Source organism: Roseixanthobacter finlandensis, assembly GCF_043195105.2.
Classification (GTDB): Bacteria; Pseudomonadota; Alphaproteobacteria; order Rhizobiales; family Xanthobacteraceae; genus NCEH01.
In genome coordinates this window covers 4,835,001-4,846,933 of the sequence record NZ_CM195536.1, presented here as the reverse complement: position 1 = coordinate 4,846,933, position 11,933 = coordinate 4,835,001, and the positions used below count along the sequence as shown (strand labels likewise).

At 66.8% G+C, this 11,933-nt stretch carries 10 protein-coding genes (1 of these 10 only partly in view); 2 read left to right on the top strand and 8 right to left on the bottom strand.

The window, feature by feature from the left end:
* The first annotated feature begins 34 nt into the window (after positions 1-34).
* A complete protein-coding gene (locus V5G24_RS22615) occupies positions 35-1,687 on the top strand; it encodes a hypothetical protein (protein ID WP_394086223.1) in 1,653 nt (550 codons plus the stop codon).
* 76 nt (positions 1,688-1,763) lie between these two features.
* On the opposite strand, the gene V5G24_RS22610 is transcribed toward V5G24_RS22615, so the two are convergent.
* The 3 genes from V5G24_RS22610 to V5G24_RS22600 all read right to left on the bottom strand — a co-directional run bounded on the left by V5G24_RS22610 (position 1,764) and on the right by V5G24_RS22600 (position 7,252).
* Complete coding sequence (locus V5G24_RS22610) at positions 1,764-5,024, bottom strand: efflux RND transporter permease subunit (RefSeq protein WP_394086222.1); 3,261 nt, start codon at positions 5,022-5,024, stop codon at positions 1,764-1,766.
* 142 nt (positions 5,025-5,166) lie between these two features.
* Positions 5,167-6,393, bottom strand: coding sequence for an efflux RND transporter periplasmic adaptor subunit (locus V5G24_RS22605; protein ID WP_394086221.1), 1,227 nt, complete (start codon positions 6,391-6,393; stop codon positions 5,167-5,169).
* A gap of 16 nt (positions 6,394-6,409) precedes the next feature.
* Positions 6,410-7,252 (bottom strand): alpha/beta hydrolase, encoded by an 843-nt coding sequence (locus tag V5G24_RS22600; RefSeq protein ID WP_394086220.1) that lies wholly within the window; start codon positions 7,250-7,252, stop codon positions 6,410-6,412.
* Positions 7,253-7,413: 161 nt separating this feature from the next.
* Between V5G24_RS22600 and V5G24_RS22595 the strand changes: the two genes are divergently transcribed.
* Positions 7,414-8,340 (top strand): LysR family transcriptional regulator, encoded by a 927-nt coding sequence (locus tag V5G24_RS22595; RefSeq protein ID WP_394086219.1) that lies wholly within the window; start codon positions 7,414-7,416, stop codon positions 8,338-8,340.
* Positions 8,341-8,343: 3 nt separating this feature from the next.
* Here the strand turns inward: V5G24_RS22595 and V5G24_RS22590 are convergent, their stop codons facing one another.
* The 5 genes in view from V5G24_RS22590 to V5G24_RS22570 are tightly spaced (at most 12 nt apart) and all read right to left on the bottom strand, a layout consistent with a single transcriptional unit that may run on beyond the window.
* On the bottom strand, positions 8,344-8,694 hold the full coding sequence (locus V5G24_RS22590; RefSeq protein ID WP_394086218.1) for a cupin domain-containing protein: 351 nt from the start codon (positions 8,692-8,694) through the stop codon (positions 8,344-8,346).
* A 12-nt stretch (positions 8,695-8,706) separates the two neighbouring features.
* Positions 8,707-9,696 (bottom strand): beta-ketoacyl-ACP synthase III, encoded by a 990-nt coding sequence (locus V5G24_RS22585; protein WP_394086217.1) that lies wholly within the window; start codon positions 9,694-9,696, stop codon positions 8,707-8,709.
* A complete protein-coding gene (locus V5G24_RS22580) occupies positions 9,693-10,958 on the bottom strand; it encodes an adenosylmethionine--8-amino-7-oxononanoate transaminase (protein ID WP_394086216.1) in 1,266 nt (421 codons plus the stop codon). The genes V5G24_RS22585 and V5G24_RS22580 overlap by 4 nt, the downstream gene beginning before the upstream one ends.
* Before the next feature lie 2 nt (positions 10,959-10,960).
* On the bottom strand, positions 10,961-11,605 hold the full coding sequence (bioD, locus tag V5G24_RS22575) for a dethiobiotin synthase (protein WP_394086215.1): 645 nt from the start codon (positions 11,603-11,605) through the stop codon (positions 10,961-10,963).
* Positions 11,602-11,933, bottom strand: the 3' end of a protein-coding gene (locus tag V5G24_RS22570) for an 8-amino-7-oxononanoate synthase (protein WP_394086214.1). It continues 808 nt past the right edge of the window; 332 of the gene's 1,140 nt are visible here — the last part of the coding sequence; the start codon falls outside the window, past its right edge; its stop codon occupies positions 11,602-11,604. The genes bioD and V5G24_RS22570 overlap by 4 nt, the downstream gene beginning before the upstream one ends.

The following is an 11,933-nucleotide window of genomic DNA, read 5'->3' as shown; positions in this document are numbered from 1 at the left end:
CGAGAGGAAGGGCGAAAGGGGTCCGGTTTTGACAATGAACGCGGCCATGGAGGCGGCAGATATCGTCTGGTTCGATGTCTGCAAGACCTTATTCATCCGCCCATTGGTGGAGCCGGAACACCTCTTCGACCTCGTCGCCGCGAGCGTCGGCATGCCCGACTTCAGGGCCCGCCGCATTGCTGCGGAGGCTAAGGCGCGGCAGCAGACCGGGGGCGACCAGCCGTTCACCCTCGACCTGATCTATGCCAACCTCGAGGCGAGCCCGACCGAGCGCAATCTCGCCAAGCGCACCGAAGGCCGGTTCGAGCTTGCCCTGTGGCTTCCCAACCCGCGCGTTGAAGCGATGTTCCGGGAAGCTGCCGCCAATGGGCGCGCGGTCCTTGCGGGTTCGACCCATCTTCCCGCCGCTTTTTTCGAGGACTTGCTCGCGCAGCATGCCTTGCCCAAGGTGCCGCTCTTCCTGTCGCATGATGGGATCGGTTCGCCCGATGCGGCCGCCCTGGCAATCCGCATCGCGCGCGACCTTGATGTGGCCCCAGACCGGATTTTCCACCTCGTGGATGATCTTGCGGAGAACGGCCCGCAGGATCGCGACGCCTTGCCTCTGCCTACGGAGGGGGCAGCCTCGGTGGCCTTTGGGCTGAAGCGTCTAGCCAGCGGGCTGCCCAAAGGATCTTGCAAGGCGCTGGGCTTCCACGTCGGCGGCCCTGTAGTCACAGGCTTTCTCCATTGGCTGGATCAACAGGCGCGGCGCGACAACATCGACCTGCTGCTGCTTTGTCCGGGCGTGGGCACTGCCGTCGAGAAAATTTCGCAACATCCCGATGCGCCGCAATTGTCCCGCCATGGCTATTTCTGCATCGGCCCCACCGTGATCATGCTGGCCGGCACGCATGACCGTAATTTCGATACGCGGATCGACATGCTTCTGGCGGGAGCACACGGCCTGCGGACATTCGAGCTGCTGCAACGCCTGGACATTCCCGCGCCCGCCAGTTTTGTGCTGGCCGACATCGGCCTTGGAGACGAGGTCATCATCGATTCCACCACCGAGCCGCTGCTGCGACGCTTCCTCGGAGCCTATCGCTGGGAAATCCTCAAGGTGGCGCGCCGCAATCGCCGCGGCTTGTTCCGTAGCCTCCTGGACCACGGGCTCGCCCCCAAGATGCGGGTCGCGCTGGTGGACTTCGGGTGGGATGGCACCCTGGTCGAATCCTTCTCCCAAGCGCTGGAACACATGTTCGACGTGGAGATCTTCGGCTATTCCCTGTGCCTGCTCGATACCCAGGAGAGTCGCCGGCGCCAGGGGCGGTTCAATCTGAAGGGGCTTTTCTCGCGGGCAAGCCTGCCGGCGGAGCGGCTCGAGGCCATGGGCGCCAATCGCGCAGCGATCGAGCTTCTTTTCACGCCGCCACACCGGGAAATCATCGGCCTCGACGATCTGCCCGGTGCCGTCACGCCGGTCGAGAGCAGCATTGGCGCATCCTCGAAGCGGCTGGAGGCGGTCTCGACCGAGGTGACGGACGGAATCGCGGCCTTCGCCGCGCCGTTCAACACCTTTTGCATGCGGGCAAGATTCCAGCCCGAGCCGATGGCGGTCTGTCAGCCGTTTCTGGCGGTCGCGGACGATGCGCTGGCGGTGGCCGGCCCGGTGCTGGCCGCGCTTGCGAAGCCCGCCGCGTTCTGAGCGGTCCTCGATCTTGATCCTCAAATGAAAAAAGCCGCCCGTGGGGGCGGCTTTTGTCGTTCCGGTGGATCGCGGCTCAGGACGCGTGCGATGGCGCGGGATGGGGCGCGGGATGGGGCGCGGGATGGGGCGCATCGTGCCCGTCTGCGTCATGGCCTCCGGCTGTAGGGTGAAGATCCGAAAGGGCCTCGCCATGCTGCACCAGCGGGCGGTTTCCGGCGAGGCGGCGCAGCAGCACATAGAACACCGGGGTGAGGAAGATGCCGAACACCGTCACCCCGATCATGCCGGCGAACACCGCGACGCCCATGGCGTGGCGCATTTCCGCGCCCGCGCCGGTGGAGGTGACCAGCGGCACCACGCCCATGATGAAGGCCAGCGAGGTCATGAGGATCGGCCGCAACCGCAACCGGCTCGCCTCGATGGCGGCTTCGATCGGCTTTCGCCCCTGGAACTCCAGTTCGCGGGCGAATTCCACGATCAGGATCGCATTCTTCGCCGACAGGCCCACCAGCACGATCAGGCCGATCTGCGTGAACACATTACTGTCCCCGGCGCTGAGCCACACTCCGGCCATGGCAGCGAGCAGACCCATGGGCACGATCATGATGATCGCCAGCGGCAAAGTGAGGCTTTCGTACTGGGCGGCGAGCACCAGGAACACCAGGAAGATCGAGAGCGGGAACACCCAGATCGCCGAATTGCCCGCCAGAATGTCCTGATAGGTCAATTCGGTCCATTCGAAGCCGAAGCCCTTGGGGAGAGTCTCGGCCGCCACCCGCTCGATCGCCGCCTGCGCCTCGCCGGAGGAGAAGCCGGGCGCCGGCCCGCCGTTCACATCCGCCGAGAGGAAGCCGTTATAGCGCATGGCCCGCTCGGGTCCCGCCGCCGAGCGCACCTTCAGCAAAGCGGAGAGCGGCACCATCTCGCCGGTCTTGGAACGCACCTTGAGCTGGCCCACATCCTCCGGCCGCGCGCGGAACGGCGCATCGGCCTGGACGCGCACCGTGTAGGTGCGTCCGAACTTGTTGAAGTCGTTCACATAGGACGAGCCCAGATAGATCTGCATGGTGTTGAACACGTCCGTCACCGCGACGCCAAGCTGGCGCGCCTTGGTGCGGTCGATGTCGGCGAACAATTGCGGCACGTTCACCTGGTAGGAGGAGAACAGGCCGGCCAGCTCGGGCTGTTGCATGGCCTTGGCCATGAACGCCTTGGTGGCTTCGTCCAGCGCCTCATAGCCGAAGCCGGCGCGATCCTCCAATTGCAGCTTGAAGCCGCCGATGGTGCCCAGCCCCTGCACCGGCGGGGGCGGGAACATGGCGATGATGGCTTCGCTGATGGAGGCGAATTTCTGGTTCAGCTGCATGGCGATGGCGCCGCCGTTCAGCTCCGGCGTCTTGCGCTCCTCGAACGCCTTCAGCCCGACGAACACGATGCCGGAATTGGAAGAATTGGTGAAGCCGTTGATCGACAGGCCGGGGAAGGCGATGGCCGATTCGACCCCGGGCTGCTGGAGCGCGATGTCGCTCATGCGGCGGATCACCTCTTCGGTGCGGTCGAGCGTGGCGCCGTCGGGCAATTGGGCGAAGCCGACCAGATATTGCTTGTCCTGCGCCGGCACGAACCCGCCGGGGACCGCGCGGAACAGCACTACGGTGCAGGCGACCAGCACCAGATAGAAGGCGACCATGATGCCCTTGCGGGAGATCGCGCCCTTCACCCCATTGCCATAGGCGCGCGACCCGCGGGTAAAGACCGAGTTGAAGCCGCGGAATAGCCAGCCGAGCGAGCGGTCCATGATGCGGGTAAGACGATCCTTCGGCGCATCGTGGCCGCGCAGAAGAAGAGCCGCCAAAGCGGGCGAGAGGGTGAGCGAATTCACCGCCGAGATCACAGTTGAAATGGCGATCGTCAGGGCGAATTGCTTGTAGAATTGACCCGACAGACCAGTGATGAAGGCGAGCGGAACGAACACTGCGATCAGCACCAGAGCAATGGCGATGATCGGCCCTGAGACTTCCTTCATGGCGCGGTAGGTGGCTTCGCGCGGGGCGAGGCCCTGCTCGATGTTGCGCTCCACATTCTCCACCACGACGATGGCGTCATCGACCACGATGCCGATGGCCAGCACTAGGCCGAACAGGGTCAAGGCATTGATGGAGAAGCCGAATACATACATCACGCCGAACGTGCCGACGATCGAGACTGGCACCGCCAGCAGCGGGATGATGGAGGCGCGCCAAGTCTGGAGGAACAAAATCACCACCAGAACCACCAGCAGCACCGCTTCCAGCAGGGTGTGGATCACCGCGTCGATGGAGGCGCGAACGAACTGTGTGGTATCGTAAACGATAGAATAATCCACTCCGTCGGGCATGTTCTCCTTGATTTCGGCCATCACCCGGCGAACTTCGTCGGCGATGCGGATGGCGTTCGATCCCGGCGCCTGGAACACCGGCACGGCGACGGCGGACTTGTTGTTCAGCAGCGAGCGCAGGGCATAATCGGCGGCGCCCAGCTCGATGCGGGCGACGTCGCGCAGGCGCACCACCTCGCCATTGTCGCCGCTCTTCACGACGATGTCGCCGAACTCCTCTTCCGTTTGCAGGCGGCCCTGGGCATTCACCGAGAGTTGCAAGTCCAGCCCGTCCACGCCCGGCGAGGCACCCACCGTGCCGGCGGCGGCCTGCACGTTCTGCGCCTGGATCTCCGCCACCACGTCGCTGGCGGAGAGCCCGTGCTCGGCCACCTTCTGCGGGTCCAGCCAGACGCGCATGGAATAATCGCCCGAGCCGAACAATTGCACGTCGCCCACGCCGGCGATGCGGGCGAGGCGGTCCTTCACGTTCAGCACCGCGTAATTGCGCAGATAGGTCATGTCGTAGCGCCCGTTGGGCGACAACAGATGGACCACCAGCATCAGGTCGGGCGAACTCTTGATGGTGGTGATGCCGAGGCGGCGCACATCTTCCGGCAGGCGCGGCTCGGCTTGGGAGACGCGGTTCTGCACCAATTGCTGGGCCTTGTCGGGATCGGTGCCGAGCTTGAAGGTGACGGTCAGCGTCATCAGGCCGTCGGTGGTGGTCTGGCTGCTCATGTAGAGCATGCCTTCCACGCCGTTGATCTGTTCTTCGATGGGGGTGGAGACGGTTTCCGCGATCACCTTGGGATTGGCGCCGGGATAGTTCGCCCGCACCACGATCTGGGGCGGCACCACCTCGGGATATTCGGAAATCGGCATCACCCGCAGCGCCAGCAGGCCGCCGAGGAAGATCAGGACCGAGAGCACGCCCGCGAAAATCGGGCGGTCGATGAAGAATTTGGAGAGATTCATGACATCCTCCCCCGCAGGGGCATAAAAGGCCGTGCCCCGCGGGCGGGTGGCCCGGGAGCGGAGATGACGCGGCTACAGGTGGAGCGGCCCGCCCCCTAGGAGATCCTCGCGAGGGTGATCCCCTGGGAACGGGCCGGAAGGATCAGCGTTGGGCGACGTCTTCGGCGGCGGCGGCCTGGGCGGTCTTGGTGACGTCCATGGGCACGGTCTGCGGCACCACCAGCGCGCCGGGGCGGATGCGCTGAAGGCCGTTCACCACCACGCGCTCGCCGGCCGACAGGCCGCTGGTGACGATGCGCAGGTTGCCGACCGGCTCGCCGAGGGTGATTTCGCGATAATTGGCCTTGCCCTCGCCATCTACCACCAGGACGAACTTCTTGTTCTGGTCGGTGCCGACGGCGCGCTCGCTCACCAGCAGGGCATCGCCATTCGTGGTGCGGCCCATGCGCAGGCGGGCGAACTGGCCGGGAATGAGGCGGCCGTCGGGATTGTCGAACACCGCGCGCACACGCACCGTGCCGGTTTTCGCGTCCACTTGATTGTCGATCAGCTGGAGATGCCCGCGCACCGGCGTGCCATTGCTGGTGACGGTGAGCATTTCCACCGGGATGCGCTCGAGCGGCAGCGTATCGCTGCCGTTCTCGGGAGAGAGGCCGGCAAGCGCCCGCAGCACCACTTCTTCATCTGCGTGGAAGCTGGCATAGATCGGGTCGGTGGAGACGAGCGTGGTCAGCACCACCGAGCCGGGACCCGCCGAGATCAAATTGCCCGCCGTCACTTCCAGCTTGCCGACGCGGCCGGAGACCGGGGCGCGAATCTCCGTATAGCTGAGGTTCAGCTCGGCCGATTGGAGCGTCGCCTGGGCCGCGCGCAGGTTGGCCTGGGCCTCGCGATGGGCGTTCAGCCGTTCGTCGAGGTCGCGCTGGGCGACCGTGCGGGACTCGAACAGGCGCTGGCCGCGTTCCAGGTCCGCCTTCGTCAGAGCGACGCGGGCTTCCGCGGCGGTGACCTGGGCCTGGGTGCGATCCACCTCGGCCTGGTAGGGCGCGGGGTCGATGGTGATGAGCAGCGCGCCTTCCTTCACCAGCGCGCCCTCGCGGAAATGCACCGCCTGGATGGCGCCAGCGACGCGCGAGCGCAGCTCCACCCGCTCGATGGCTTCGAGGCGGCCGGAGAATTCATCCCACACCGGCGCGTTGCGCTTCTCGATGACGGCGACGGAAACCGGCACGCCGGCCGGTGCCTTCGCGGGATCGCTGGCCTGGGCGGCACCGTGGGGCAGGGCGTAGGGAATGGCGAGGCCGGCGGACAGAGCAGTCGCGGCAAGGGCGGCGATCACGAGGCGGCGCTTGGTGATGATCCGGGTCATGGGGCGGTCCTGGCGTTCAGATAAGGGCGGGATGTGTCGGCAGGCCGGGCCGCACGGCGGCCCGAAGCTCGGCGAAGAAAGCGGAGAACAGGCCGCGCAGCCGCTCGGCCCAGGCGGCCTCGCGCGATGCCGCCTCGGAGAGGCTGGCGGGCCAGCCGGTGGGGCTGTCGAAGACGTGGGCCTGCACGCACACCTGCGCCGTGCGCAGCTTGTCGGCATAGCGGACGCTCTCGTCCCGCATCGGGTCGTCTTGCGCCGTTACCACCAGCGCCGGCGCAAGGCCGGTGAGGCGCGAGGCGGAGGCGGGCGCGGCATAGGGATGGGCGGCCTTGTCGGCGGAGCCCAGATATTTCTGCCAGCCGTCCGCCCATTTGCAGCCGACCGGGCCGGCATCGGCCTCGCGGATCGAGCAGGTGGCAAGCGCGGGGTCGAGCATGGGCGAGATCAGGATCTGCCCGGCGAGCGGCGGCGCCTTCCGGTCGCGCGCCATCAAGGCGACGCCTGCGGCGAGATTGCCTCCGGCCTCCTCGCCGGCGACCAGCAGCGGCGCGCGCTTTGTGCTCCATGTGGCGCGCTGGCGGTTGAGGCCCTCCAGGGCGGCGAACGCGATGTCGAGCGGATAGGGAAAGGGCTTTTCGCAGGCCAGCGGATAATCCAGCGACACCACCGTTGCGCCAGCCTGCGCCAGCAGGCACGCGATGGTGCGCCCGGCATCCAGCGTGCCGGTGATGAAGGTGCCGCCGTGCAGGTGGAGAATGAGCGGCGCGGCGCGGGAGGCGCCCGGCCGGCGCAGAACGCGCACCGGAACGGCATCGCCACACGACATCACGATTCGATCTTCGCTCCAGGGCAGGGGCATGACAGGGGTCCGGATTGCCGCAAATCCCGCCAATCGTTCATCGGCGTTTTGCGATGCGTCATCGATATGCCCCTATGTCGCTTGAATAAAGATGCATTTTTTGACTACATTATTTCTCTACGTGAATAATGACTGCTAAACCCCGCTAAGGAGCTGTTGATATGGATCAATTTGCTGCAATGCGGGCTTTTGTGAGCGTGGTGGAGGCGGGCACCTTCACCCGCGCCGCCGATCTGCTGCGCGTGCCGAAGCCCACGCTCACCAAGCAGATTCAGCAGCTCGAAGCGCATCTGAGGACGCGCCTGCTCAACCGCACCACGCGGCGCGTGACCGTGACGCCGGACGGCGCGGCCTATTATGAGCGTGCCGTCACGCTCTTGGCGGACCTTGACGAACTGGACGGGTCGATGACCCAGCAGCAAGGCACGCCGCAAGGGCGGCTGCGGGTCGATATCAGCCCCAGCCTTGCGCTGCTGATCCTCATTCCCTCATTGCCCGATTTCCACGCCCGCCATCCCGATATCCAGATCGACCTCGGCGTCACCGACCGGCCGGTGGACCTCTTGAGCGAGAATGTGGATTGCGTGATCCGAGCCGGGGACATCACCGATCCCTCTCTGGTCGCGCGCCGCATCGGCGAACTTGCAATGCTTACCTGCGCCGCGCCGGCCTATCTCGCGCGCTACGGCACGCCGACCCATCCGAGCCAGCTGGACACCGTGTTTCCCGTTGTGCGCTATTTCAGCGCCCACACCGGGCGGTTCTTTCCGATGGAGTTCGTGCGCGATGGTGAAACGCTGGAAATCGACGGTCGCTACACACTCGCGGTAAACGAGGGCAATGCCTATCTCGCCGCGGGCGTCGCCGGCCTCGGCATCGTCCAGCCGCCAAGCTTCCTCGCCCATGCCGCCCTCGGGCGCGGCGATCTCGTGCCGGTGCTGACCGCATGGTGCACGGAGCCGTTTCCGCTCCATGTGGTCTATCCGCCCAACCGTCACCTGAGTGCGCGGCTGCGGGTGTTCGTGGATTGGGTGGCCGAGCTGTTCGCCGCCCACGACCTCATTCAGCGCCGCTCGACCTTGCGGTGATCGTCAGGCGGGGGTGCGGATGACCCAGTGCTTGCGCATGGTTTCCAGAACTTCCCAGGTGCCCGAAAACCCCGGCTCCAGCACGAAGGCATCGCCCGGCCCCGCTTCGATGCGGCTGCCGTCGTCCCCGGTCACGATGCAGCGGCCGGAGAGGACGAGGCAATATTCCCATTCCTCATAGGTCACCCGCCATTTGCCGGGCGTCGCTTCCCATTCACCGGTGCACAGGCGCTCGGCGGGCGCGTCATAGGTGACCCAGACGCGGGTCTGCGGCGTGCCGGAAATCAGCACCTCCGCCGCGATTGGCGTTGTTTCGGCGGCTTGGTCTTCGCAGGCAAGCTTGTGCAGGCGCATGGATTTCCCCCTTCAGAGCCGCAGCGCGCAGGCGCCGCCAGTCAGGCCAGCCCCGGCTGCCGTGAGCACCAGGGTTTCCCCGCGCCGGAATGCGCGGCCCCGATGCGCGAGGGACAGGGATAAAGGAATGGTCGCGGCCGAGGAATTGCCGTAGCGGGCGATGCTGCGCACCACCTTTTCCGGCGCGATGCCGAGCTGATGGGCCACCATGTCCAGCATGCGCGCATTGGCCTGGTGCGGCGCCAGCCAATCCACCGCGCCGGCGTCCAGGCCGGCGGTATCGAGCGCGGCCTTGGCGGACTCGGTCATCATCCGCACCGCCTGGACGTAAAGCTCACGGCCGTCGGTGATGGTCATGCGCGTTTCTTCAAACGGCAGATCGGGCGCGAACGGCCGGCTGCTGCCGCCGCCGGGAATCGCGACGAGATCATAGCCGGCGCCGTCGGAAGCGAGCGAGACGCCGAGGATGCCGGTGTCCGGCTCGGTCGAGGGGGCCAGCACCACCGCGCCCGCCGCATCGGCGAACAACACCGCGCTGCCGCGTTCGGCGGGATTGATCCGGCGGCTGAGGATATTGGCCGCCACCACCAGGGCCGGCTTGCGGTGCAGCCGCACGAAGCCTTCCGCGAGCACCAGCGCATAGAGAAAGCCGGCGCACGCGCCCGCCAGATCCGCCGCGCCGGAGCGGGAGAGCCCCAGCCGGTGGGCCAGCAGCGGCGCGGTCGGTGGCAGCAATTGGTCCGGCGTCGAGGTGGCGAGCAAGGTCAGGCCGATGGCGTCGCGTGGAAGATCCGCCTCGGCAAGGGCCATTTCCGCCGCGCCCTGGGCTAGGCCCGAGAGCGTGTCGCCAGGCTCCGCCCAGCGGCGCGCCTCGATGCCGGTGCGCCGGGCGATCCAGCCGGCCTCCAGCCCCAATTGCGCTTCCAGCTCGGCGTTCAGCACCTCGCGTCCTGGCACGGCGTGGCCGAAGCCGATGATGCGGCTGGTGGAAAAAGCGCTCATGACGCGGTTCCGAACTGGCCCGCCGCCGCATCAATGGCCCCATAGAGGGCATCCAGCTCGGCGGGGGTGATGCAATAAGGCGGCATCAGATAGAGCACATTGCCGAGCGGGCGCACCAGGAAGCCGCGCTCCAAAAAGAAGGCCCGCAGCTTCGGCCCGACTTCGGCGAGATAGCCGCCCTGCGGCACCTTGAGGTCCAGCGCCGTGATGGTGCCGCAACGCCGGGGATTTTCAAACCGCGTATCCCCCGCGAAATGCGCGATGCGCTCGGCCTGGAGCGCGCAGAGCGTCGCGACCCGCTCCCGCACTGGCTCGTCCTGCCACACCCGCACATTGGCGAGGCCCGCGGCGCAGGCGATGGGGTTCGCCGTATAAGAGGAGGAATGGAAGAAGGTCTTGGCCCGGTCGGTGGAATAATGCGCGGCGAACACCTCTGCGGTGGCGAGGGTCGCGGCGAGTGGGATCGCCCCGCCGGTTAGGCCCTTGGAGGTGCATAATATGTCGGGCGCGATGCCGGCCTGCTCGCAGGCGAACAACGTGCCGGTGCGGCCCCAGCCGGTCATCACCTCGTCGGCGATGAACAAGGTGCCGGTCGCTTGCGCGATGCGCTTCAGCTCCGCCAGCACCTGCGGCCCATACATGCGCATGCCGCCGGAGCCGAGGATCAGCGGCTCGACGATGAGGGCGGCGGCCTTTCCGGTGCGGGCGAAGGCTTCGAAGGCGTCGAGCGTCTCCTGTTCGCGGCCCGGCGCGGGGAAGGGGATGGTATCCACCTCGAACAGCAGCGGCTCATAGGCGGCATTGAACACGCCGCGCGCGCCCACGCTCATGGTTCCGATGGTATCGCCGTGATAGCTGTCCTCCATCACCACGATGCGGCTGCGCGCCTCTCCGCGATTGCGGAACGTGCCGAGCGCCATCTTCAGCGCCACTTCCACGCTGGTCGAGCCGGAATCCGAATAGAACACATGCTCCAGCCCGGCCGGGGCGAGCTTCACCAGTTCGCGGGCCAACGCTTCGGCCGGGGCATGGGTGAAACCGGCGAAAATGATCTGGTCCAGATCCTGGGACGCCGCGCGGATCGCCTCCATGATCGGCGGGTGGCGATGGCCGTGGGTGATCACCCACCAGGAGGAAATGGCATCAAGGATGCGCTTGCCCTCCGCCGTTTCCAGATAGGCGCCTTCGGTTCGCGCGATCAGCGGCGGCGTGGGTTCGGTCGCGTGCTGGAAGAAGGGGTGCCAGACGGGAGAGGGGCTCATCATCAGGTTCCCGCGCGCTTCGGCGCAAAATCGGCGAGGTCGAAGGCGGCCGAAAAGGCGGCCGCCAGCGCATCGGGGGTCAAGGGAACGAGGCGCGGCAAGCGGCCCACGATCTTCGTGCCGGAAAAGGCGCCGATGGTCTCCTGGCTGTCGGCCATCTCGTCGCCGACGAAGGCGATGCCCAGCAGCGGGATGCCGCGCCGCTTCAGGGCTTCCACCGAAAGCAGCGTGTGGTTGATGGTGCCGAGCTGCGTGCGCGCGCACAGCACCACGGGAAAACCCCAGTGCGCGAACTGGTCGATGGTGAGCAGCGTGCGCGTCAGCGGCACCATGAGCCCGCCCGCCCCCTCGATCACCAGCGGGCCTTCGACCGTGGGCGGCATCAGGGCGCCGGGATCAATGGCGACGCCGTCCAGCTCCGCCGCCAGATGGGGCGAGGCCGGGGTGTTCAGGCGATAGGCCTCGGGCAGAATGCGATTGGCAGGCAGGCGGGCGAGCCGCCGCACCAGTTCGCTGTCGGTCTCTTCGTCCAGGCCCGATTGCACCGGCTTCCAATAATGCGCGCCGAGCGCGCCCGCGAGGGCGGCGGAAAAGACGGTCTTGCCGATACCCGTATCGGTGCCCGTCACGACCAGGGGAAGGCTCATGCCGCAACCTGCTCCAGCGCCTCGGCGATGGCGCCCATGAGGCCGTCCACGATGGCCTCATCCACGTTCAAGGTGAGCGAAATGCGCAGTCGCGCGGTGCCTTCCGGCACCGTGGGCGGGCGGATGGCGCGGCAATCGAATCCCGCCGCGCGCACATGCGCGGCCACCGCCGCCGCCCGCGCATTGGAACCGAGGATCACCGGCACGATCTGCGAGCCGCTGGCCGGCCAGCCCATGGCGCCGAGCTTTTCGCCCGCGCGTCCCACCAGAGCGGAGAGGCGGGCGCGGCGCTCCGGCTCGTCCTTCAATATGCGCAAGCCCTCGCGCA